This is a genomic window from Streptomyces sp. NPDC088747 (assembly GCF_044751025.1).
GTDB lineage: Bacteria > Actinomycetota > Actinomycetes > Streptomycetales > Streptomycetaceae > Streptomyces.
Map to the genome: position 1 here is coordinate 42984 of NZ_JBIVKZ010000025.1, position 23584 is coordinate 66567.

The following is a 23584-nucleotide window of genomic DNA, read 5'->3' on the forward strand; positions in this document are numbered from 1 at the left end:
CCGGTCCGGCACATGGGGTGTGCCGGACCGGACCCGACGGCGGTCAGGCGGTGTGCAGGGTGAGCCCGTAGCGGTTCAGGATCTCGTTGATGGGCTGGTGCCAGGTCTCACCGCCGCTGGAGCAGTTGCCCCAGCCGCCGGAGGTGACGCCCTGGGCCTGGTCGCCGCTGATGAACGAGCCGCCGGAGTCACCGGGTTCGGCGCAGACGCTCGTCTTCGTCATCTGGCGCACGGCGCCCTGGCTGTAGTTGACCGTCTCGTTCTTGGCGAGCACGGTGCCGCAGTGCCAGTGGGTGGTCGAGCCCGAACGGCAGACGGACGCGCCGACGGGAGCCTCGCCCGAGCCGCGGACGAGCTGGTCGGAGACGGTGCCCCAGCCCAGCACGACGGGCACGGTCCACCAGCCGCTGCCGACGTTGACCCACGCATAGTCGTTGTCGGGGAACGAGGAGCCCTGGAAGTTGCCGATGTAGCTGCCGTCCCAGCCGCGGACACTCGCGCTGGGCTGCCCGCAGTGTCCGGCGGTGACGAAGCCGCCGTACACGGAGAAGCCGATGGAGCAGCGGACGTTGCCCGTGTAGTACGGGTCGCCGCCCACGGTCCCGGCGGCGAAGGTACGGGGAGCCTTCGCGGTCTCCGTGACCGTCACAGGACCGGCCTCACGGGCTCGGGCGACGAACGCCTGGACATCGTTGTCATCCTTCTGTGTGGAGACCACGCCGACGACGACCGAGCTGCTCTTGGCGTCGACGTGCCAGCCGCTGACGCCGGAGGGCGCGTCGAGCCTGTCGATCCGCGCCATGGCGGCGTCGAGTTGGCGCTCGCTGTGCTCGACGAGAGTGACCCGGGCGCCGGTGGCCTGGACGGCGGTCCTCCGCGCGTCGTCGGTGATCGCGACGACGAGCTTGCCGCTCTTGGCCTCGAACCAGGACCCGCCGTACGAGCCGCCCGCGGCGCGCTCAGCGGCCCGCTCGACGGTACGGGCCTTCGTCTCGGCCTTGAGCCGGGCCGTGGCCTGGGCCTCGGACAGCCCGAGGTCCCGCTGCATGGCGGTGATCAGGCCGGGGGAGGCCGCGGCCCTGTCCGCGGCGGTGGGGGCGGGGGCGGCGGACGCCTGGGTGGCGGCGCCGGCGGCCACCGTGCTCAGGAGCAGGGCGGCGGACAGGCAGGAGCGCAGAACTGTTGTGCGTCTCAAGGGGGTTGCCTTTCGTCGTTCCGGTCGTGGGGTAGGAGCGGAAGGGCAGGGTGAGAGCGCTCTCACGAAGGTGCGCGGTCGACGCTAGCCGGTGATCATGGACAGGTCCATGCCAATCACAGGGTTTGTTCGGCCCGCTGACCAGGCTCCGGTCGCGCTTGAGCCACGTACGGCGCGCGCGTGTCCGTATCTGTGGGTTGTATGGCCCTGCGGCCATGGCGCCGTGCCACCGCTCCGACGAGGCTGGACGGTGTCGCCGGACGCACCGGCGGCGGCATCGACCAAGAGAGCGGGTGAACACCATGACCACCGACCCGAACCCGGTCGCCGGGGTGAGCGTGCCGGACACCAAAGTGGCCAGGGAGGCCACCGAACTGGTCCGGGACACCACGAGCGACCTCGTCTACCACCACTCGCGGCGCGTGTACCTGTTCGGCGCGTTGCAGGGCCGCAACCACGACCTGAGCTTCGACCCCGAACTCCTCTACGTCGGCGCGATGTTCCACGACCTCGGGCTCTCCGAGCGCTTCCACTCCAGCGGACGCCGCTTCGAGGTGGACGGAGCGGACGAGGCCCGCCGCTTCCTGCGCTCGCACGACGTCCCCGAGGACAGCGTCCGCCGTGTGTGGACGGCGATCGCCCTGCACACCACTCCCGGCATCCCGCAGTTCATGGAGCCGGAGGTGGCCTTGGTGACGGCCGGTGTGGAGTACGACGTCCTGGGCATCGGCTACGACGACATCTCCGCCGCCGACCGGGCGGGCATCGTCGCCCTGCACCCCCGGCCCGACTTCAAGAAGCGGATCCTGGGCGCCTTCAGCGACGGGATCCGTCCCAAGCCCGAGACCACCTTCGGCAACGTCAAGGCCGACGTACTGGAGCACTACGTACCCGGCTTCGAGCGCGGTGACTTCGTCCGCACCATCCTGGACTCCCCGTGGCCCGAGTGACTCCGGCCGTCTCCGCTCACGTCGTCGTGGTGCTGGTCTTCGACGGTGTGCAACTGCTGGACGTCACCGGCCCGGTGGAGGTCCTGACGTCGGCCAACGCCTACGGGGCCCGGTACGACGTGCGTCTGGTGTCCGTCACCGGCGCCGACATCCGCACCTCGGCCGGTGTGCGCGTCGGCGTGGACGGCGGCTGGGGCGAAGTCCCCGGCCGGCTGGGCACGTTGCTCGTGCCCGGCAGCAGCGACTGGCGGCCCGTGGTCGCCGACGACGCGTTGGTCGCCGCCGCCGCGGAACTGGCCGCGCGCGCCGGGCGGGTCGCCTCCGTGTGCGCGGGCGCCTTCCTCCTGGCGGAGGTGGGAGCCCTCGACGACCGGCGGGCCGCGACCCACTGGCGGCTCGCCGGTGAACTCGCCGGCGCCTATCCGCGCGTGCGGGTCGAGACGGATCCGCTGTTCGTCCGGGACGGCGACGTCATCACCTCCGCGGGCGTCACCTCGGGCATCGACCTCGCCCTGGCCCTCGTCGAGGAGGACCACGGCCCCGACACGGCCCGCGAAGTCGCCCGCGAACTCGTCGTCTTCATGGCGCGCCCCGGCGGCCAGTCCCAGTTCAGCGCCCGGCTGACCCCACGGGACGCCACCCATCTGGTCGTCCGCCGCGTCATGAACCTCGTGGGAGCCGACCCGGCCGCCGCCCGCGACCTCGACGCCCTCGCCCGCGGAGCCGGCGTCAGCACCCGCCACCTCAGCAGGCTCTTCCGCGCGCAGACGGGCACGACCGTGGGCCAGTACGTCGAGTCCGTGCGCCTGGAAGCCGCGCGGGCCCTCCTGGAATCCGGCAGCGACACCGTCGACGTCGTCGCCGAGGAGGCGGGCTTCGGCTCGGCGGAGTCCATGCGCCGCGTGTTCCAGCAGACGCTCGGCGTCTCGCCCACGGCGTACCGGGCGCGCTTTCGTTCGACGGGCGGTGCGGGGGAGTTCCCCGGGTGACCGGTTCGTCGGTCGTGTGTGGTCAGGGGGAGTGCTTCGTCGTTGTCGGGTTCCGGGTGCGGGGTGGCCGGGAGAGGCTCGGCGTCTCGCCCACGGTGTATCGGGCGTGCTTCCGCTCGACGGGTGGCGCGGTCGGGGGCGGATCGGGCCCCGTCCGGCCGGTTCGTCAGTCGTGGGTGCGGGCCAGCAGTAGCGCCACGTCGTCGTCCGGTTCCGGGCGCAGGGCGCCCAGGAGCATGTCGCTGGTTCGCTCCAGGGACTGCCGGGTGCTCTGCAGGAGCCGGGTCATCGTGTCAAGGCCGGCGTCGATGGGCTCCGTGCGGTTCTCGACCAGACCGTCCGTGTACAGCGCGAGCAGGGAGCCCGGCGGCAGCTCCACCTCCATCGTGCCGAAGGGAACGCCGCCGACGCCCAGCGGTACGCCACCGGGGATGTCGAGGAGGTCGGCGCTGCCGTCGGGGCGGATCACGACCGGCGGGAGGTGTCCGGCGCTCGACAGCTCGCAGGTGCCCCGGCGCGGCTCGCACACGGCGTAGACGCAGGTGGCGATCGCGTCGCCGAGGGAGCCCGCGATGTCGTCGAGGTGGCCCAGCAACTCGGCGGGGGACGGGTCGAGCCGGGCCAGTGCACGGGTGGCGGTGCTCAACTGCCCCATGACCGCGGCCGCTTGGACGCCCTTGCCCATCACGTCACCGACGATCAGACCGGTCCGCCCGCCGCTCAGGGGCAGCACGTCGTACCAGTCCCCGCCGACCTCGCTGAGGGCGGGCAGGTAGCGCACGGCGATGTCGAGACCCTCGTGGTCCACCGGTGTGCGGGGCAGCAGGCTGCGCTGGAGGGTCAGAGCGGCCGTGCGCTCACGGCCGTAGAGCCGGGCGTTGTCGACGCAGATCGCCGCACGCGCGGCGAGTTCCGAGGCGAGGACGCCGTCCTGTTCGTCGAACGGCCGGGTGTTGACCGTGCGGTACAGACTGAGCGTGCCCAGCACCTCGCCCCTGGCCACCAGCGGGACGGCCAGATACGAGTGGACACCGGCCGCACGCAGCGTCTGGGCGGCGTGCGAGTCCCTGGCGATGCGCCGCATCATGGCGGAGTCCACGCGCTCCACGAGGATCGGCCTGGCCTCCCGGACGCACTGGGTGATGATGCGGGTCGGGCCGTAGGTGGCCAGCTCACCGACCGGATCCGCGGCGTGGATGGCGTCCGTGAGGTATCCGGCGGCCACCGCCAGCGCCCGGAACTCGGCCTGGGCGTCCTCGGTGACCGCCGTGGTGGTGCCGCGGGCGACGACCGCTTCGAGTACGTCGACGGCGGCGAGGTCCGCGAGCTGCGGCACGGCCACGTCGGCCAGTTCCCGTGCGGTCTGCTGGAGATCAAGCGTGGTGCCGATCCGCGCCCCGGCGTCCGCGATCACCGAGAGGTGCTCGCGGGCCTGCGAGACCTCGGCCGCCGCCTTCTGCCGCTCCGTGACGTCGATGATGGACATCGCCAGGCCCAGCACACGGCCCTCGGCGTCCTCGATGCGGTGGTAGGACTCCGAGAACGCGCGGTCGGCGGGGTCGCCCGTCGCCGTGCGGCCGACGTTCTGCTGGTCCAGCAGGGGCCTGCCGCTGGCCAGCACGAGCCGCATCCGGGACTCGATGGCCTCCACGTCGAGAAACGGCAGGATCTCCCCGACCCGGCGCCCCAGGACGTCCTCCTCGGGAAGCCCGTTGATCCGCTCCAGCGCCGGATTGACGCCCACCCAGCGCAGGTCGTTGTCGAAGACGGCGATGCCCACCGGGGTCTGCTGCACGAGGCTGTGGGACAGGGCGAGGTCCCGCTCGACGCGCCGCACGGTGGTGGCGTCCGTGACCAGGCTCAGGATGTGGATCCGCCCGTCCCGGTCGCGCAGTCGCATGGTGCGGAACTCCACGGGACGCTCGGTTCCGTCCTTGTGCCGCATGGGGAAGACTCCGGCCCAGCGCGCCCCCGACCGCACCTGTGCGAACGCCTGGCGGGCCCGGTGCAGGTTGTCGGGCGAGACGAGGAGTTCGTCGGTGCGCCGGCCGAGCGCCTCCTCGGCCCGGTATCCGAGCAGCTGTTCGGCCTCGGGACTCCACAGTCCGATGTGCCCGTCACTGTCGACCACCACGGCCGCGACCTGCAACAGGTCGAGCAGTCCTCCGGGCGCCGCGGTGATCTCGTCGTCGTCCCCGGTCGCGTACCCGTGCATGCGCCGCTCCTTCCGGCGCGGCACCACCGGCTCGCCGAGATCCGCCCTGCGGGTGCTCCGATTACGTCACAACGTGCCCCAGGGGGCAACAGCTGAACCACGCGGCGACGCGGGAACCCCAGGTGACAGGTGCGCCGGAGGAAATCCGCCGCAGCCCGCACGCGGCCGTACGGGTGACGGCCCGCGCACCCCGCGTACGGCCCCGGACGCCTCCCGGCCGATCGGATATTCCACCCGTCACGGCTCTATGAACATCGAGGTCCTCTGGCTACTCTCCGCCGCATGATTTCCACGGTGGTCTGGGGCACCGGCAACGTGGGCCGCGCGGCCATCCGCGCCGTCGACGCCCATCCGGCGCTGAAACTCGCGGCAGTACTCGTCCACAACCCCGCCAAGGTCGGCCGTGACGCGGGCGAGCTCGGCGGCCTCGACCACGGACTGGGGGTCACGGCGACCGACGACATCGAAGCCGTACTGGCGGCGTCTCCCGGAGCGGTCGTCTACGCGGCGACCGGCGACATCCGGCCCGACGAGGCCCTCGACGACATCGCCCGCGCGATCCGCGCGGGCGCCGTGGTCGTCACCCCGGCGCTGTACCCGCTCTACGACCAGCGCGGCGCGCCGCCCGAGTTCCGCGACCCGATACTCGGGGCGATCGCGGCCGGCGGAGGCTCACTGTTCGTCTCGGGGGTCGACCCCGGCTGGGGCAATGACGTACTGCCCCTGCTGGTCAGCGGACTCGGCACCACGATCGACGCCATCCGCTGCCAGGAGATCTTCGACTACTCCACGTACGAGCAGGAGGACTCCGTCCGCCACCTGATCGGCATGGGGCATCCGATGGACTACGAGCCCCTGATGCTCGCGCCGTCGATCCCGACCATGGTGTGGGGCGGGCAGCTACGGCTCATGGCCAGGGCCCTGGGCGTCGAACTCGACGACATCCGCGAGACGTTGGAACGCAGGGCGCTCGACGCGACCGTGACCACCCGCACGATGGGGGAGTTCGAGGCGGGCACTCAGGGCGCGGTGCGGTTCGAGGTGCAGGGGATCGTCGGGGGTGAGCCCCTGATCGTCATCGAGCACGTCACCCGTATTCACGCGTCCTGCGCGCCGGACTGGCCCACGCCGCCCGACGGCGGCGACGGAGCACACCGCGTCGTCATCGAGGGCAGTCCCCGCATCGAGGTCACCGTCGAGGCCAGCGACGAGGGCGAGAACCGGTCCGCCGGCGGGAACGCCACCGCGGTCGGCCGGTTGGTCGGCGCCATCGACTGGCTGGTGGACGCGGAACCCGGACTCTACGACGCGCTCGACGTCCCGCTGCGCCCGGCAGTCGGCCGACTCGGAAGGAAGTGACCCCATGACGGTGCGGATCGACATCCCCGAGGGCCAGGAGCCGATCGGGTACGTGTGGGGCGAGATGGTCCCCGGCATCGGGATGGCCGCGGCGAACTTCTCGCTGTCCGTGTACGAGCACACCACCCTGGGGCTGCGCGAGTTCGAGGCCGCCCGGCTGCGCGTCGCGCAGATCAACGGCTGTCTGTTCTGCCTCGACTGGCGGACCGAGCGGGAGGGCCAGAAGGTCGAGGAGGAGTTCGCGGACGCCGTGACCCAGTGGCGTACCGCCGATGTCTTCGACGACCGCACACGAATGGCCGCGGAGTACGCCGAGCGGTACGCCCTGGATCACCACGGTCTCGACGACGAGTTCTGGACGCGGATGACCGCGCTCTACAGCCAGCGCGAGATCGTGGAGCTGAGCATGAGCATCGGTTCGTGGCTGGCGTTCGGCCGGCTCAACCATGTGCTCGGCCTCGACGCCGTGTGCGTACTGCCCACGCACTGAACCGGGTTGGCGGAGCCGCCGCCGCTACAGGTCGGCGGCGATGATCCTCTCGATGTTCCGTTCGGCGAGCGCGGTGATGGTGACGAACGGGTTCACGCTGGTGTTGCCGGGGATCAGCGAGCCGTCGATGACGTACAGGCCCGAATAGCCGTGCAGGCGGCCGTAGTTGTCGGTCGCCTTGTTGAGTACGGCGCCGCCGAGCGGGTGGTACGTCAGGTGGTCGCCCCAGATCTTGTAGACGCCGAACAGGTCGGTGCGGTAGATGGTCCCTTCCTTGGCGTTGATCTTGTCGAAGATCGACTTGGCCATGTCGATGGACGGCTGCTTCCAGGCGGTCTGCCAGTTCAGTTCGGCCTTGCCGGTGGCGGCGTTCCAGGTGAACTGGGCGCGGTTCGGGTTCTTGGTGATCGACAGGTAGAACGAGGCGTAGGTCTCGATCCCGGTGGGCAGCGGCGCGACCTCGGCGAACGCGCCACCGGCGGCCCAGTTGTCGATGCCGCCGCACGGGATGCTGGCCTGGAGCGAACCGGTGGGATCCCACAGGTGGTTGGCGCGACCGCACATGACGTTGCCGTTGTCTCCCCACCCCTTGCCGATCTCGGAGTTGAGGCCGGGCAGCGCGCCGGTGGCCTTCAGCTTGACCAGCAGCTTGCTGGTGCCGACGCTGCCGGCCGCGAAGAAGACCCGGTCCGCGGTGACCGTCTTGGTCGTCGTGGTGCTGCCGCTGGTGTTGAGCTGGTTGATGACGACCGTGTAGCCGCCGCCCGATGCCGGCGCCACCGAAGTGACCTGGTGCAGCGGCGAGATGGTGACCCTGCCGGTGGCCGAGGCGCGGGCCAGGTAGGTCTTCTGGAGCGACTTCTTGCCGTAGTTGTTGCCGTAGAGGATCTCGCCCGCCAGCGCCGACTTCGGGACGGTCCCGGCGGCCTCCTGCTTCATGTAGTCCCAGTCGTACACGTCGGGCACGAACACGAACGGGAACCCCGACCGCTGGGCGTGCTTACGGCCGACCCGCGCGTACTGGTACGCCGGGGTGGTGTCGAACCAGGCCGGGTCGATGGTGCCGACCCCCAGCGCCGCGTTGGCCCGCGGGTAGTAGGTGCCGTACATCTCGTCGGCGTTCACCGAGGGGAGTACGGCAGCGAAGTTCTCGCGTTTGGGTGTGACGGCCATGCCGCCGTTGACCAGTGAGCCGCCGCCGACGCCGCGGCCCTGGTAGACGATGATGCCGCCCATCTCCTCGGCGTCCAGGATCCCGGTGTAGCGGGGGATGTCCCTGTCGATCGGGAAGCCGAGGAAGTTGCTGAGCGGCTGTTTGGTCCTGGTGCGCAGCCAGTACGACCTGTTGTCCGGGGTGGTGGTGTTGGCGAAGATCTTGCCGTCCGCGCCAGGGGTGTCCCAGGCCATGCCCATCTCGATCATGTGCACGTCGACGCCGGCCTGGGCCAGACGCAGGGCGGCCACGGAGCCGCCGTATCCGGTGCCGATCACCAGGGCGGCGACATGGGCTCCGGGGGCGATCGGGCCGGCCGCCGCGACCGCCCGTTCCTGCGCCGTCCTGCCGTACGCGGTCTGTGCCGACAGGGTCACCGCGCCAAGAATAGAACCTGTTCCAGTGATGAATCTCCGACGCGAAACACCTCTGGAGTCCTTGTGGGGCTTGGTAGTGTCGTTCATGTGACACTCCTCACTCTCGATGAGTGAGAACACGTTCTACTGTTACTGGCTTGTTAAGTCACTACATACCTCTAGGTAACTTGCGCCCGATCCGGGGGCGATCTCCGCCGCTCCGCACGGCCCTTGACTTCACAAGACCCCCGCGCGACATTCCTGACGCCGCATCAGAACCGGGACGCCCAGCGCCCGTTGCCTCCCGGGTACAGCACGCACGCTCTCCCGTCCCTCCGCCCGGTTGGAGCGCCCCGCCATGTCCACGAGTGCGACCCCTGCGAGACGTACCGAATCCTCAGCCGTACCCGGGCCTTCCCGGCGCCGGGTGCTCGGCGCGACCGGCGCCTCCCTCGCGCTGGCGGCCGGCCTCCCGAGTGGGGCGAAGGCCGCTGACGTGCCCCTGCTCGGCACGTACGACGTCGTGGTGATCGGCTCAGGAGCGGCCGGGATGACCGCCGCGCTGACGGTGGTGAAGCAGGGGCTGAGCTGTGTGGTCGTGGAGAAGGCGGCCACCTTCGGAGGCTCGGCGGCACGATCGGGCGCGGGCATCTGGATCCCGAACAACCGGGTGATCCTCGCGGCCGGTGTGCCCGACACCCCCGCGAAGGCCGCCGCCTACCTCGCGGCGGTCGTCGGCCCCGGCATCCCCGCCGCAAGACAACAGGCGTTCCTCGGCGAGGGCCCCGCCATGCTGTCCTTCGTGATGGCCAACAGCCCGCTGCGGTTCCAGTGGATGGAGGGCTACAGCGACTACTACCCGGAGCTGCCCGGCGGGCTCCCCGGCGGCCGCTCCATCGAACCCGACCAGCTCGACGGCAACATCCTGGGCGCCGAACTCGCCCGCCTGAACCCCTCGTACATGACGGTCCCGAGCGGCATGGTCGTCTTCAGCGCCGACTACAAGTGGCTCAACCTCTCCGCGGTCAGTGCGAAGGGCGCGGCCGTCGCCGCCGAGTGCCTGGCCCGCGGCACCAAGGCGGCACTGCTCGGCCAGAAACCCCTCACCATGGGCCAGTCACTGGCGGCCGGCCTGCGTGCCGGACTGCTCGCAGCGCAGGTCCCGGTCTGGCTGAACACCCCACTGGCCGAGCTGCATATGGAGGGCGGCGCCGTCACCGGGGCGCTGGTGACCCGTGACGGCACACCGGGCCTGGTGAGGGCGCGGCGCGGTGTCGTCGTCGGATCCGGCGGCTTCGAGCACAACGCGGCCATGCGCGCCCGCTACCAGCAGCAGCCCATCGGTACGGCCTGGACGGTGGGCGCGAAGGAGAACACCGGCGACGGCATCCAGGCGGGCGAACGGGCCGGGGGAGCGCTCGACCTGATGGACGACGCCTGGTGGGGCCCCGCGATCCCACTGCCCGGCCAGCCCTACTTCTGCCTCGCGGAACGCACGCTCCCCGGCGGGCTCCTCGTCAACGCGGCCGGCGCGCGCTTCGTCAACGAGGCGGCTCCCTACAGCGACGTCGTGCACGTCATGTACGAGCGTCACCCGACGGCTCCGGACATCCCGGCCTGGCTGATCGTCGACCAGAACTACCGCAACCGCTACCTGTTCAGGGACGTCGTGCCGACCTTCGCGTTCCCGGACGCCTGGTACCGGTCGGGCGCCGTGCACAAGGCCTGGACCCTGGACGCTCTCGCCGGTCGGATCGGAGTCCCCGGGGCCGCCCTCCGCGCCACCGTCAACCGCTTCAACGGCCAGGCCCTGACCGGCAAGGACACCGACTTCCACCGCGGTGACAGCGCCTACGACCACTACTACACCGACCCCGCGGTCCTCCCCAGCTCCTGCCTGGCGCCCCTGTGGCTCGCCCCCTTCTACGCCTTCAAGATCGTGCCGGGGGACCTGGGGACCAAGGGCGGCCTGCGTACGGATGCCAGGGCGCGTGTACTGCGGCCCGACGGCTCGGTGATCCCGGGCCTGTACGCGGCCGGGAACGCCAGTGCCGCGGTCATGGGGCACAGCTACGCGGGGGCGGGCTCCACGATCGGGCCCGCGATGACCTTCGGCTACATCGCGGCTCTGGACATCGCGACCGGCGCCGCCTGATCAGCCCTGGAACTCGGTGAGGTCGATGGAGTGGATGTGCAGCGGATAGCCGTACACGGGGTGGGTCGTCTCGCGCTCCTGCACCATGCCGAGCTTGCGGATGATGTTCTCGGAGGCGTCGTTGCCCATCCGGTTGATGGCGATGACACGCTCCAGGCCACGATCCTGGAGCGCGAACTCCAGCGTGGCGTGGGCGGCTTCGGACGCGTACCCCTGCCCCCAGAACTGTGAGCCGAGCCGCCAGCTGATCGCCACGTCGGGCAGCACTTCCGGCAGGAACTCGGGAACGGACAGACCCGCGAAGCCCGCCACCTCTCCCGACGCGAGCAACTCGACCGCGAAGAGCCCGAACCCCTCCTCGTCCCACTCCTCCTCCCACCGCTCGATCTCCTCGGCGGTGTACTCCAGGTCGCGCACCGAACCGTCGTCGATCCACCGCATGACCTGTGAGTCCGCGTTGACGTCGGCCATGGGCACGAGGTCGTCGTCGTTCCAGCGGCGGAGGAGCAGGCGGGGGGTGTGGATCTCGGTCATGGCGCCCATCCTGCCTGACGGGTGGATCATCGGGCCAATGGGTGCTCCGGGCGGCCGTCGCCGAGCGTTGCGCCGGGACGGCACGCGGAACCACGGCCGCCTGCCCGGCCACGACTGGCGCGGCTGCCGGGCAGGCGGACGGGCGAGGGACCTAGCAGACGATGAAGATGCTCTTCCAGCCGACCGGAGTCCGCTGCTCGGCGTACCTGTTCGACGCGAGCGTGAAGTGGGCGACGCCCTGGGCGTTGGGCTGGTTGTACATGCGTCCCGACTGGCCGTCCCCGTACCACTTGTAGGAGCCGTGGTACGGAATGTTGCTGGTGCCACAGGCGGTGATCACCACGCTGCGCCCGGAGAAGCCCTCGCCCTCGTACGCGACGTACTGCGAGGCCATGGCGGTACCCGCTGTCGCGACCACGGTCATGGCCGCCGCGGTGATGACCTGAGCGATCCTCTTCATGCTGTGTCTCCTGGCGTCGATCCCAACCAAATGTGCACACAGGGTAACCAGTTGTAACCCCTTGTGTTCATCATTGGCTCGCGGCCAGTCGTGAAATGCGGCGCTACGGCGTGAGCACGATCCTGCCGAAGACCTCGCCCGCGTCCATCTTCCGGTGGGCCGGTACGGCCTGGTCAAGTGGCAGCAACTCGTGCACCACCGTCTCGATCTCACCCCGGCTCGCCGCGGCGAACTGTTCGCCCCGGACGGCCCGGCGTTCGGCCGCGGTGACGGTGTCCGCGCTGAAGGTGGCGAAGGACATCGACTTCTGGAAGGCCGCCATCAGCCTGGTGCCGAAGTCCGCCGGGGGCTGACCCGCGACCACGCCCACGGCCACCATGCGCCCGTTCGGATTGAGCCTGTCGAAGAACGACGGCATGTCCTCACCGGCCACGACGTCGATGATGACGTCATAGCCCGCCGGAGAGTCCTCTCCTTCGTCTCCCTCGCCGGAGCGGTCCAGCACATGGGTGGCACCGAGGCCGCGCAGTCGCTTGCCGCGCTCGGCCGAGGACGTCGTGACCGCCACCGCGGCGGCGCCTCCGCGGGCCGCGAGCTGAACGGCCATGATCCCGATGCTGCCGGCCGCGCCACGCACCAGGACCGTCTCGCCGGGAGCGAAGTGCGCGTGGCGCAGCGCGAAGTGGGCCACCACGCCGGAACCGCCGAGCGTCACCGCGTCGACGGCGGACAGGCCCGCGGGCAGGGGGAAGGTCTCCTCGACGGACACGGCGGCGTGTTCGACATAGCCGCCGCCGGTGCCGGTGAAGCCCCACACCCGTCGGCCGATCCACGAGGCGTCGACGCCGTCACCGACCGCGGTCACGGTGCCCGCCACCTCGCTGCCCGGGATGTGTCCCTCCTGGAAGCCGTAGGCGGCCAGCGCCCCGCTGCGGATCACGGTGTCGACTCCACCGACGCCCACCGCCTCGGTGGCGATCAGCACCTGGCCGGCGGTGGGTGTCGGGACCGGCAGGTCGACGACGACCAGACCTTCAGGGGGTCCGTACGTCCGGATCGCGATCGCCTTCACAGCCGTCTCCACGTTCTCCGCCGACCGGGGCTTTCATGTCGCGGCCGGGGCTCGGTCAGGGTGCCGTACGCGCCGGTCGCGCACCGGTACGTCACCGGCCACGCACCGGCTGTCCGGCGGGGTTCCATGCTTCGGACGGTAGTGGACGCCCCCGTCCACTTGGCTAAAGTGAGAGTGGTGACCGACCGTTTGCCTCACACCCTGCGCTCCGACGCCCTGGACAACCGCGAACGCATCCTCGACGCGGCCCGAGCGCTGTTCTCCGCCGACGGCCTGAACGTGCCGATGCGGGAGATCGCCCGGCGCGCCGGGGTCGGACCCGCCACCCTGTACCGCCGCTTCCCGACCAAGCAGACGCTGGTCACCGAAGCCTTCGCCGACCAGGTGCACGCGTGTCGCGTCATCGTCGACGAGGCGTGCGCGGATCCCGATCCCTGGCGTGGCTTCTGCCTGGTGGTCGAGAAGGTGTGCGAGTTGCACGCACGCGACCGGGGCTTCACCGAGGCCTTCCTGTCGACCTTCCCGGACGTGGCGGACGTCGCCGCGAACCGTGAGTACACGGTGCGGGCCGTCGCCGAACTGGCCCAACGGGCCAAGGAGACAGGGCGTTTGCGTCCCGACTTCGTCCTGGACGACCTCATCCTCATCCTCATGGCCAACCGGGGGATCCACACGGCTTCGACCACCACACAGGTGGCGGCCTCCCGCCGCTTCGCGGGGTTGGTGATCCAGGCGTTCGAGACCGGCCCCCAGCGGGCTCCGCTGCCGCCGGCGGCGCGGCTGGCATCCACGGCGGCGACACCCACCTGAGCGATCCCCCGCCGACGGACGGAAGAATTCGACCAGGGGTCCTGCCGGGGGGCGGGCTCGCCTTGGCGGAAGGAACGGCGGAAGGAACGGCGGAAGGAACCGCTCAGCGCACGCCTCTCAGGCCGACGACGCCGGCACCGGGAACAGCATGCAGCTGCTGGTGGCGTGGGCCAGCAGACGGTCCTTCGCGTCGAGCAGTGTCGCTTCGGCGAGTGCGGTCTGCCGGCCCCGGTTGACGACCGTGCCGACGGCCCGGACCCTGCCCGTGTCGACCGTGATCCGCCGCAGGAACTTCACGGTCAGGTCGAGTGACGTATAGCCCATGCCCGCCGGGAGTGTGGACTGCACGGCGCATCCCGCTGCCGAGTCGAGCAGTGTCGCGTAGACGCCGCCGTGCACGCTGCCGATGGGGTTGTAGTGCTCCTCGCCCGGCGTCAGCGAGAAGACCGCCCTGCCCTCGGCGACCTCGTCGAGCGTGAAGTCCATGGTGGCGGCGATGGGCGGCCCGGGCAGGCGGCCCGCCTGCACGTCACGCAGGAAGTCCAGGCCGGCGGCCCGCCCGACGGCGGACGCCGTGACGGCGGGGTCCTCCCACTCGTACGTACGTGTCCGTCCCATGTCCCGGCGCTCCTTCGGCTGGCTTCTTCGAGCGAAGCTAGCTCCCTCGTCGGCTGACTGTCAATGACGAAGCCAGGGTCCTACGATTGCCGCATGGAGTGGCTCGACGCGAGTACCGAGAACTGTCCCGTCCAGCGCACGCTCGACGTGGTCGGGGAGAAGTGGATGCTGCTGATCCTGCGCGACGCTGCGAACGGCGTACGCCGGTTCGACGACTTCCGCCGCCATATCGGCCTGTCGGACGCGGTCCTCAGCGACCGACTCCGAAAGCTGACCGCCGCCGGCATCCTCAGAACCGCTCCGTACCAGGAGGAAGGCAGCCGGGCACGCAACGAGTACCGGCTGACCCGCAAGGGGTGGGACCTCTGGCCCGTCCTCGTCGCCCTGCGCCAGTGGGGCGAGTCGTACGCCCCGGACCCCGGAGGCCCGGTTCTGGACATGCGCCACGCCGACTGCGGGGCCGAGGTCCGCGTCATCGTCGAGTGCGCGGAGGAGCACACCCCCCTGACTCCCAAGGACATCCACGCCCGGCCGGGACCGGGTGCCCGTCATCGCGGGTGAGGCGGTCGACGTGGTCGACGACACGTGCGTCGAGGGCCGATCTCGGCGTACGAACCGAACGGATGGTGTGGGGTCGAGCGCGGCCAGGTCCTCGGCCGGGAGCGCCTGGGCGATGCTGCCGCGCAGGCGCCGCAGGCTGCTGAGCGCGTAGCGAGTCCCGGCTCGGCTCGACCCCCGAGGACGCCGCAGGACCCGCCCGCGAGAGCATCGCCAGCGCGTTGGAAGCCGCCGACCAGGCCGGCCCGTACGCGCGATCGCTGATCCGAGCCGCCCAGGAATCATTTGTCGACGGCTGGCAGCAGGCGATGTGGGCCGGAGTCGCCGTCATGGCGGCCCTGTTCTTACACGTCCTGTCTTCTACGTCCTGACGCGCCGCCCACAACGCACCGCCGTCCGCGGCACGGTTGAGGCCGAGGCCGCCGACTCCCCGGTCGGCTGAAGCTGAATCCGACGCGGTGTCGCCGCGGCCGCTCGGTGCGTCATGACTCCACACCGCAGCGGTGGGCGATCACCTTGAGGCGTTCGAGTTCGCGCCGTGCGGCGGTCAGGTGCGCGAGGTCGAGGGCCATCCCGGCGCGGGCGGTGATGTAGAGGACATCCTGGCGGGTGGCCGCGTCGAGGCCGGGGGCGGCCTCAAGGCGACGACGCGTGACGCTCATGGAGATCACGACGTGGTCGAGACGGTCCCGCAGGCTCAGCGGAAGCACCTGCGGCAGGGTGTCCTTGGCGTAGTCGCGCGCCTGTCGGTCCGCCTCGCAAGGGCGGGGCGGCGAGGGGGCCCAGCGAAGGGCTGATTCCCCGGCGGCGTCATACATGTCCGTCACCAGGGCTCGCGCGGTCACGGGATCGCCCTCGGCGGCGGCCTTGCGGGCCGACTCCAACACCGACCGCAGTCGGGCACGGACCTGAGGGTCGTCACCGGTCTCGGCGTCCAGGTACCCGGACCACACGTCGAACGCCTTGCTCAACTCGGCGTCCAGCATGACCTCGTACGCGTCCGGCACCCGGCCGCCTCTCCCGTCGGGCCGTCCCCGACCGGACGGCAGCGGTCCACGATAGGACGGCGGCCGGTGCGCCGCCCGAGAATTATCCGGGAGCGCAGCACACGTATGCACGCACGCGTGCGGTCAGGACCGGGCCCGGCGTTCGGCCTGGCCCGGGAGCCTGCCCGAACCCGGGGCCCGATGTCGTGGTGTCGCGGGTGCGACTACCAACTTCTCGGCGGCCGGGTGTGGTTCGGGTCCGCCGCGGAGGCGTGGGCCGGGGTGGGAGCGTCGCCGGTCCGGTGCTGCTGAGGGTCGCTGTTGTTCCACCTGTTGTCGCCTAGTACGACCTCGGGGTCGAACATGACGATCACGGAGACGATGATCAGGATCGTCAAGGGCCCCGCGATCATGGCCAGGAGGAAGGACAGCAGGCTCACCGAGGACTGGTTGTTCGCGGCGACGTCGCTGACGTGGACGGTGATCGCGGTCATGCCCGTGTAGTGCATGCCCGTCACGGCGATACCCATGATCGCGCTCGCGCCCACCGCCGACCCCAGTCCGTGGATCGACACCGCCGCCCACAACGCCGCCGTCGCCGCGACCACGGCGATCACCACGCTGAGGGCCACATACACCGGGTCGTAGTCGATGCTCCCGTGGCCGCTCATCGCGGACATGCCGAGGTAGTGCATGGCGGCGACCCCGAGGCCGGTGAACACCCCGGCGATGCTCAGCGTGGTGGGGCTCGAACCCCGGTAGCCCACCAGGAAGACGCCGACCGCGACGACCAGGATGGCGACGCCGAGACTCAGCATCGTGATCGCGGGGTCGTAGGTCATGAGCGAACCCTCGATGGTGAAGCCCATCATCGCGATGAAGTGCATCGTCCAGATGCCGCAGCCGATGGACACCGCGCCGAGCGTCAGCCAGCCGACCCGGCGTGAGCCCGGCCCGTGCCGGAGCATGGACCGTGTCGTGCAGCGCAGGCCGAGGGCCGCGCCGAGGCAGGCCATCAGATAGGCGGCGATCGGCGTGACGGCCCCGTAGTGAAAATTGGACACCGTTTCGTTCATGACAGTCATCCCCCCTCGATCGGACAGCAGCTCGGCGAACGCCGGCGGCGGACCGCGCGCGGTCTGAGGGCAGAACTCCCCCCGGAGGCCTGCCGACCGGAGCGCGGCGCGCAGTGAACGTGCCCTCCGATCGGAGGGCTGCGCCATGACACGGGCCTTACCGCCGACGAGGACGGAACGGACCGAGACGGTGGGCCGGTTGTGGCCGACCCGCGCCCGTACGTGCCTGCGCGACCCCACGTACGCCGGGTTGCGCACGTTGACCCGCCCACTGCGAAGACAGGACGGCCGCGACCGGCCAGGGTCTCTTTCAAGCCGCCTGGCCGATATGTTCGTCATTCAAGCACATTTCCCACACAGTGCGACCACGCCCGTCATTCGCGTTTGAATCGATATACGGGAATGGGGAGCTGATGCGCGTTCAGATTCCGCCCCGGTTACCGCCGTCGATGGCCCGAACGCCCTGAAGGGGAAAACCGGATGAACCCCCAGGGCGTCAGCTGAATAGACCAGGGCGTCAGCCGAAAGATCTTGATCACGCCACAGCCCTTCGGAACAGGGGTATTTCCGTGTCCGGCAATTGCCCCAGCGATATTCGCAGGCCTGTCAGGCGGCGCCGATCCGTTGGACGTGCCCCCCGGCTCCCGCGTAGCCCGGCCAGCAGCCGGGATCGCCGGTCGCCGCGAAACGTATCCATGAGCGGTGCATACCGGCGGCGAGTGGGGCGGGCGGTTCCGTGCCGCCGAGCAGTCCTCGGGGGCCGTGCAGCGACGGCAGGGCGAGACGGTCGAAGACGAAGGGCAACTCCATGACATGGCTGGCGCCGAGTTGTCCGTCGAGCGCGTCGGAGCGCCAGACGAATTCGTAGCAGTACGTCCCTCCGGTCGCCGCGCTCGCGTGTGCGGCCGCCATCCGCCGTGTGCCGGCTTTGAACAGCCCGTCTCCGAGGACCGCGGTACGAAGTTCGGCGGCCGACGCCGACGGCTGCCGTGCACGAAAGGCGCGGACGGCTTCGGCGGGGTCGGAGTGGAACCTTGCCGCGGTGTCCAGGACATCGGGTTCGGTGGTGTCAGTCAGGAGTCCCAAGGGGGCCAGGTAGAGGCTGCCCTCGTCGAGATTGGCCCCGATCAGCAGGTCGACCTCGCTTCCCTGACCGGCCGCGACCGCCGCGAAGGGCTGCTGCTCGCCGACCAGACTGAAGGAGGTGATGCCACCGAGCGGGTCGTGGTGCGTGGACGTACGCAGGTCCAGGCCGGTCAGTGCGGCCGTGGCGGCGACGAAACGCTCGTCGGGAACCTCGGCCAGGGTTCCGGCGGTGGGTTCGAGATCCAGCTCGCGTCCGACCGCCGCGGTGACCATGCCGGCCTGTTCCGGGGTGAACGCGCCGGTCCCGGTGCCGCTCTGGATGATCGCCCGTCGTATCAGGCCGGAGGAGGCCGGGTCGGCGAGGACCCCGCCGACGATGATGGCTCCCGCGGACTGGCCGAAGAGGGTGACGTTGTCGGGGTCGCCGCCGAAGCGGGCGGCGTTCTCCTGGACCCACCGCAGGGCGGCCAGGACGTCGAGCATTCCGCGGTTGTCCGGGGCGTCGGGCAGGTGCAGGAAACCGGGGATGCCCAGGCGGTAGTTGACGGTGATCAGCACGACACCGTCGCGGGCGAAGGCCGTACCGTCGTAGAGCGGGCCGCGGCCGGAACCCGCGACGAACCCTCCGCCGTGCACGAACACCATGACCGGCCGGGTCGGCCCGGCCGGCCTGGGGGCCCAGATGTTCACGGTGAGGTAGTCGTCGCCGCGCTGCCAGCCCGGACCGAAGTAGGGCGACATGTCGAGGGTGCCGAAGGAGTCGCGGGTGGGCTGGGGCGCGGTCGGCCCCGGCCGCGTCGCGTCACGGACTCCGGCCCACGGTTCGTGCGGCGCCGGTGCGGCGAACAGCCCGCGACCGACGGGCGGGGCGGAGTAGGGGACGTCGAGAAAGACGGTCATGTCTCCGTCGCGGCGACCCCGGACGGGGCCCGACGTCGTGGTGACAGTGACGGTGGTGGGGTCGACGGATGCCATCGGGCTGTTCCTCGCTGCTCGTTGCTCACGTGAATGCCGCCGCTCCGGGTGAACGGAGCGGCGGCGGGACGGGAAGCGGGTCAGTACTTCGTGATCGGCGCCCAGTTCCTGATCGCGAATTCGCCGCCCTTGCTTTCGACTTCGAGTGCACTGTGACCGCTGAAGTGGGCGGGCAGGACAAGGGCGTTGGCGTCGGCGGCCCAGCCGAACAGCTTGCGGCGGGTCGTACGGGCCTGGGCCGGGTCCTGGCAGAAGCAGCTGTTGTGGTCGGGTCGCATGACCTGAAGAGGGGTGTGCACCAGGTCGCCGGCGAAGAGGGCCTGGTCGCTGCCCGAGGCCAGTTTCACGACGCTGGATCCCGGCGTGTGGCCCGGAGCCGCTTCGAGGCGCAGGTTCGCGTCGATGGTGTGGTCGTCCTCCCACAACCGCACCTGGCCCGCGGCGTGTACGGGAGCGACGCTGTCCTCGAAGACGTTCTCGTTGACACCACCAGTGACGTCCGGGTTGTTCGCAGGATTCCAGAACTCGAAGTCGGCCTTGGGCATCAGGTAGGTGGCGTTCGGGAACGTGGGCACCCAGACGCCGTCGACCAGGCGGGTGTTCCAGCCGACGTGGTCGACATGGAGATGGGTGTTGACCACCAGGTCGACGTCCTCGGGTCGCACACCGGCGCGCGCCAGGTTGCCGAGGTAGTCCAGCTCCAGATGGTCCCAACCGGCCACGGCGGGACGGGACTTGTCGTTGCCGACGCCGGTGTCTATCAGGATGGTCCGGCCCTCACTGCGCAGCAGCCAGGTCTGCATCGCGACGTGGACCGTCGAACCGTCGTCCCCGAGGTGGTCGGGCACCAGCATCTCGCGGTGTTCCCGCCAGGCGTGCTCGGGCAGGTCCGGGAAGAACTGGTCCGCGGGCATGATCGGCCCGTGCATCTCCTCGATCCGGGTGACGGTGACATCGCCCAGAATGATCTCGTGCGTGCTCTGCATGGTGTTCTCCGTACGGTGTGGGTTGCGTGATGACCCGGGGCGGCGCGACACCGCCGCCCCGGAGCTGTGCCTGTGCTGAGGGTGTGCCTGCGGCCGGGGCCCTAGTCGTTCAGGCGGGCGACGAGCAGATTGGGGTCCTTGGCGGTGAGGTAGGCGGCGCTGAGCACGTAGACCTTGTTGCCGCGCAGGGCGATGGACGTGGGGTTCTGCAGGCCGTCCGCGGGGTCCAGTACGACGGAGTGGCTGCCGTCGGGCTGGACGAGCGCCACCTCGCTCGAACCGTTGAGGGCAGCCAGCAGCCGCTCGCCGCGGCCGGTGAAGGCGAAGTCGTCGATCCCCGGCAGACCGGTGGCCTCGGTCGTGACCGTCCCGGCGCGCCCGTCCCGGAGAATGGGGATCCGCACGACGGTGCCCTTGTCGAGGTTGCCGACCCAGACCGCGCCGTCGTGGATCTTCAGACCGTTGGCGCCGAGGAAGCCGGCGGGGGCGAGTTCGGGGGTGGCGGACCAGACGCCGGGGGTGCCACCGGTGGTCCGTACCCGCCGGACAGTGCCGAGGACGGAGTCGGTGACGTAGAGGGTGCGGGTACGTGCGTCCAGTGCCAGCCCGTTGGGCAGGCCGTCGGCGGGCAGCGCGGCGATCCTGCGCGGCTCGCCGCCGGGGCGCAGACGCCAGACGCCGGTGAGGTCGGCGGTTCCGGTGGCATACAGGAAATACAGCGTGCCGTCGGGGGCACGGACGATTCCGACGGTCAGTGGGAAGCCCAGGGCCGGTGTGTGTACGCCGCCGTCGGAGGGCAGCGGCAGGGTGGCCAGGATCCGGGTCCTGCCACCGGGAGAGACCTCGGCGATCTGTCGGCCCTGCGCGAAGGTGACGTAGGCGGTGCCGTCCGGGGCCAGGGCGATGTTCTCCGGTGTCTGCCCCTTGGCGAGGTCGAAGTGTGCGGCGATCCGTGCGTGGCTCAGCGGGGCGGACTCGGTCGAGATCGAGGTCGATGATGCGGATACCGATGCTGCCGACGACGACGCCGCCGATGCTGGCGCTGGCGCCTGAGTGAGCGTCACGGCAGCCGTCGCGACCAGGACAGCGGCCGGTACGGTGGACGTGGAGAGCTTCCTGAACATGGTTCCTTCAGTGGATTTCGGGCATGCGGCAGCGGCATGCCGGCGCATGGGTGAGGTGGGTGGCTCTGCCTGCGGGCGTGGGCCCGCGGCTGCTCCGGGCGGCGGCCGGTTGTCGGCCCTGCCCGGGTCGGACGGGTGCTCGGAGGTGCGGGACGAGCGCCCGGTGACGTGTTGTGGGGTCAGGCGGTTTCGGCCGAGGGCCGGGTCGGAGCCGAATCGTCGGGGTGGGTGTCCTGGGTGTCCTGGGTGCTGTGCCGGGTGCCGGGCTGGTCGGTGGCCTGGGCCAGCAGGGACAGCGCGGCCCGCGAGGGGGAGCCGGTCTCCGTGGTGGCGACCACGACATTGGGCCCCTGCCCGTCGCTCAGGGTCTGCTGGACGACGGTGAGCGGGCCGACCAGCGGATGCCGCATCTCGTACGTGGCGACGGTGCACGCCTTGACCCGATGGTCGGCCCACATCGAGGCGAACTCGGCGCTTTTCGCGCTCAGTTCACCCAGGAGCGCGTGCAACGCCGTGTCCTGCGGATGCTGGGCCGCCACCAGGCGCAGGTTGCCCACCACGGCTCTGGCCTTGCTCGGCCAGTCCGCGTACAGGTCGCGGGTATGGCAGTCGAGGAACACCAGCCGGGCCATGTTGGGACGCCGAACGGGCGCGTCCGGAGAGTCCGGATCCAGGTGCCCGGCGAACAGCGCGTGTCCCAGTCGGTTCCACGCCAGCACGTCGCTGCGCAGACCGAGCACGAGCGCGGGAACGTCCGCCAGTACGTCCATAAGCTGGGCCGTCGCTTCGGTCACCCGCTCCGGCGACGGTCGGCGGCCACGGGTGCGATGCCTGTCCGCGCGGGCCAGGTCGTGCAGGTACCTCCGCTCGGAGTCGTCCAGCCGCAGGGCCCCGGCGATCGCGTCAAGGACCGCGGACGACGCGCTCAGTGACTGCCCCTGCTCCAGGCGGGTGTAGTAGGAGGCGCTCACCCCCGCCAGCAGCGCCAGCTCCTCGCGCCGAAGCCCCGGCACACGCCGACGCTCGCCGTAGGTGGGCACCCCTACATCCTCTGGACGCAGTTGGGAGCGCCGCGTCTGCAGAAACTCCCCGAGCTGCGATTTTCCGGTCATGGATCCGAGTATGGGCCGCCTCGGAACGCACAGCCTGCCCCAGCTGTGGATAGGCAACGCCGGGTCTGGCTCCCTCTCGGGACCGGTGATGACGTGGGCGAAGCCAACCCACCACCATCTCGCAGTCACCCAGGAGAACACCTTGACCGCCACCACCACCGGGCACGACCCCTTCGAGGGCCTGGACGCGTCGACCTTCGCCTTCACCAGGCGGGCGTGGGTGGATGCCGCACCCGCCCGGGTCTACGACCTGGTCAGTGACGTGTCCACCATCAGTCGCTGGAGCCCCGACGCGGACGACGTCACCTTCGACCAGGGCGCGGGTCCCCGGGCCGGCGCCTGGTTCGGCGGCCGCAACCGTAGAGACGGCAGGCAATGGACGACCCGCTCCCAGGTCGTACGAGCGGATCCCGGCGACGCCTTCACCTTCGTGGTCGGCGGCGCCGAGGACGGCATCGTCCGGTGGAGCTGGACCTTCCACCCCGAGGGGCGCGGAACCGTCGTGGAACAATCCTGGCAACTGCTGCGCCTGGACCCGGTTCTGGGCACCACCCGAGGCGAACTCGACGCACTACGCGCCTACATGACGAGCAGCGTCGAAACCACCTTGGTCTCCCTCGCCCGATGGATAGCCGAAGACGCGGCACAACTCGACGGCCAGGACGAGGTCCTGTGACCGACCTCGCCCGCACGCTCCCTTCGTGGGTCGCCTTCCACACGGTGACGCGCTCGTCCTCGGAGCGGCGGGCGCTGAGGGCGTCCATGCGCGCCTGGGAGTCGACACGCAGCCTGTGGACGGCGGCGACGGCGTCCAGGGTCATCAGCGCCTTGTTGCCCGGAAAGCATCCCCCGTCGTCGCTCCCGTCGTCGCCTGCCGTCAGCATCCACAACGCGTCCAGTTCGGCGGGTATCCGGATGCCGAGGTCCCCTTCGAGGGCGGCGATCGCGGCGGGACCCGCACCGGCGCGGAGCGCGGCGTAGGAGGTGGGAGCCCGGTCTTTCAGCCGGGCGGTGATGCGCTGCCACGCGTCGGCCACCTGCCCGTCCATAGCACCGCCCGCAGCAGCGAGGCGTCGGTGCCGCTGGAATCCTCGTACGTACGGGCCCGGACGAGCCCCGCGGACCGGGCGCCCGCCATTACCCGGCCAGAACCCGCGACCGTGGCGCCGCAGCAGATCAGGCGTGCGGAAGCGCCACTGCCTGGCAGCATCAGGGGGCACAGGGCACAGGGCACAGGGCACAGGGCACAGGGCACAGGGCACAGG

General features: G+C 70.6%; 21 protein-coding genes. 8 read left to right on the forward strand and 13 right to left on the reverse strand.

The window, feature by feature from the left end; all coding sequences use genetic code 11:
* Window positions 1-43: 43 nt before the first annotated feature.
* Window positions 44-1195, reverse strand: coding sequence for a S1 family peptidase (locus ACIP79_RS39435; protein ID WP_401232016.1), 1152 nt, complete (start codon window positions 1193-1195; stop codon window positions 44-46).
* Window positions 1196-1497: 302 nt separating this feature from the next.
* Between ACIP79_RS39435 and ACIP79_RS39440 the strand changes: the two genes are divergently transcribed.
* Both ACIP79_RS39440 and ACIP79_RS39445 read left to right on the forward strand, forming a co-directional pair.
* Entirely contained in the window at window positions 1498-2145 is a 648-nt protein-coding gene (locus ACIP79_RS39440; protein ID WP_401232019.1) for an HD domain-containing protein, read from the forward strand.
* Window positions 2133-3134, forward strand: a complete 1002-nt coding sequence (locus ACIP79_RS39445) for a GlxA family transcriptional regulator (protein ID WP_401232022.1) — start codon at window positions 2133-2135, stop codon at window positions 3132-3134. Before ACIP79_RS39440 ends, ACIP79_RS39445 begins: the two co-directional genes overlap by 13 nt.
* Window positions 3135-3300: 166 nt before the next feature.
* On the opposite strand, the gene ACIP79_RS39450 is transcribed toward ACIP79_RS39445, so the two are convergent.
* Window positions 3301-5349 (reverse strand): SpoIIE family protein phosphatase, encoded by a 2049-nt coding sequence (locus ACIP79_RS39450; protein ID WP_401232025.1) that lies wholly within the window; start codon window positions 5347-5349, stop codon window positions 3301-3303.
* 282 nt (window positions 5350-5631) lie between these two features.
* Here ACIP79_RS39450 and ACIP79_RS39455 point away from each other — a divergent pair, with 282 nt between their 5' ends.
* A complete protein-coding gene (locus tag ACIP79_RS39455; RefSeq protein WP_401232028.1) occupies window positions 5632-6708 on the forward strand; it encodes a dihydrodipicolinate reductase in 1077 nt (358 codons plus the stop codon).
* 10 nt (window positions 6709-6718) lie between these two features.
* The gene (locus ACIP79_RS39460; RefSeq protein WP_383690883.1) at window positions 6719-7198 is read left to right on the forward strand and encodes a carboxymuconolactone decarboxylase family protein; all 480 of its coding nucleotides are present in this window, start codon (window positions 6719-6721) and stop codon (window positions 7196-7198) included.
* Between the two features lie 24 nt (window positions 7199-7222).
* Here the strand turns inward: ACIP79_RS39460 and ACIP79_RS39465 are convergent, their stop codons facing one another.
* Complete coding sequence (locus ACIP79_RS39465) at window positions 7223-8875, reverse strand: GMC oxidoreductase (protein ID WP_401232031.1); 1653 nt, start codon at window positions 8873-8875, stop codon at window positions 7223-7225.
* Between the two features lie 250 nt (window positions 8876-9125).
* Between ACIP79_RS39465 and kstD the strand changes: the two genes are divergently transcribed.
* Window positions 9126-10922, forward strand: coding sequence for a 3-oxosteroid 1-dehydrogenase (gene kstD, locus ACIP79_RS39470; RefSeq protein ID WP_401232034.1), 1797 nt, complete (start codon window positions 9126-9128; stop codon window positions 10920-10922).
* Here kstD and ACIP79_RS39475 read toward each other — a convergent pair whose 3' ends face one another.
* The 3 genes from ACIP79_RS39475 to ACIP79_RS39485 form a co-directional block, all read right to left on the reverse strand.
* Window positions 10923-11456 (reverse strand): GNAT family N-acetyltransferase, encoded by a 534-nt coding sequence (locus ACIP79_RS39475; RefSeq protein WP_387184486.1) that lies wholly within the window; start codon window positions 11454-11456, stop codon window positions 10923-10925. It lies immediately after the preceding gene.
* Between the two features lie 151 nt (window positions 11457-11607).
* On the reverse strand, window positions 11608-11916 hold the full coding sequence (locus tag ACIP79_RS39480; RefSeq protein WP_383688325.1) for a MiAMP1 family antimicrobial peptide: 309 nt from the start codon (window positions 11914-11916) through the stop codon (window positions 11608-11610).
* A 103-nt stretch (window positions 11917-12019) separates the two neighbouring features.
* Window positions 12020-12988, reverse strand: coding sequence for a zinc-dependent alcohol dehydrogenase family protein (locus ACIP79_RS39485; RefSeq protein ID WP_401232272.1), 969 nt, complete (start codon window positions 12986-12988; stop codon window positions 12020-12022).
* A 177-nt stretch (window positions 12989-13165) separates the two neighbouring features.
* Between ACIP79_RS39485 and ACIP79_RS39490 the strand changes: the two genes are divergently transcribed.
* Window positions 13166-13798: a TetR/AcrR family transcriptional regulator gene (locus ACIP79_RS39490; RefSeq protein ID WP_401232039.1), complete on the forward strand. Its 633-nt coding sequence runs from the start codon at window positions 13166-13168 to the stop codon at window positions 13796-13798.
* A gap of 117 nt (window positions 13799-13915) precedes the next feature.
* Here ACIP79_RS39490 and ACIP79_RS39495 read toward each other — a convergent pair whose 3' ends face one another.
* Window positions 13916-14416, reverse strand: coding sequence for a PaaI family thioesterase (locus tag ACIP79_RS39495; protein WP_401232042.1), 501 nt, complete (start codon window positions 14414-14416; stop codon window positions 13916-13918).
* A gap of 93 nt (window positions 14417-14509) precedes the next feature.
* On the opposite strand from ACIP79_RS39495, the gene ACIP79_RS39500 reads away from it, so the two are divergent.
* Window positions 14510-14977: a winged helix-turn-helix transcriptional regulator gene (locus ACIP79_RS39500; RefSeq protein ID WP_401232045.1), complete on the forward strand. Its 468-nt coding sequence runs from the start codon at window positions 14510-14512 to the stop codon at window positions 14975-14977.
* 479 nt (window positions 14978-15456) lie between these two features.
* Here ACIP79_RS39500 and ACIP79_RS39505 read toward each other — a convergent pair whose 3' ends face one another.
* From ACIP79_RS39505 to ACIP79_RS39530, 6 genes are all read right to left on the reverse strand, one after another.
* A complete protein-coding gene (locus ACIP79_RS39505; RefSeq protein WP_401232047.1) occupies window positions 15457-15981 on the reverse strand; it encodes a hypothetical protein in 525 nt (174 codons plus the stop codon).
* A gap of 203 nt (window positions 15982-16184) precedes the next feature.
* Window positions 16185-17036: an MHYT domain-containing protein gene (locus ACIP79_RS39510; RefSeq protein ID WP_401232050.1), complete on the reverse strand. Its 852-nt coding sequence runs from the start codon at window positions 17034-17036 to the stop codon at window positions 16185-16187.
* Between the two features lie 606 nt (window positions 17037-17642).
* On the reverse strand, window positions 17643-19097 hold the full coding sequence (locus ACIP79_RS39515) for a carboxylesterase/lipase family protein (protein ID WP_401232053.1): 1455 nt from the start codon (window positions 19095-19097) through the stop codon (window positions 17643-17645).
* Window positions 19098-19177: 80 nt separating this feature from the next.
* The gene (locus ACIP79_RS39520) at window positions 19178-20083 is read right to left on the reverse strand and encodes an MBL fold metallo-hydrolase (protein WP_401232056.1); all 906 of its coding nucleotides are present in this window, start codon (window positions 20081-20083) and stop codon (window positions 19178-19180) included.
* Between the two features lie 101 nt (window positions 20084-20184).
* Entirely contained in the window at window positions 20185-21207 is a 1023-nt protein-coding gene (locus tag ACIP79_RS39525) for a hypothetical protein (RefSeq protein ID WP_401232059.1), read from the reverse strand.
* Between the two features lie 179 nt (window positions 21208-21386).
* Entirely contained in the window at window positions 21387-22319 is a 933-nt protein-coding gene (locus ACIP79_RS39530; protein WP_401232062.1) for a helix-turn-helix domain-containing protein, read from the reverse strand.
* A gap of 142 nt (window positions 22320-22461) precedes the next feature.
* Here ACIP79_RS39530 and ACIP79_RS39535 point away from each other — a divergent pair, with 142 nt between their 5' ends.
* Entirely contained in the window at window positions 22462-22995 is a 534-nt protein-coding gene (locus ACIP79_RS39535; protein WP_401232065.1) for an SRPBCC family protein, read from the forward strand.
* Window positions 22996-23584 lie beyond the last annotated feature (589 nt).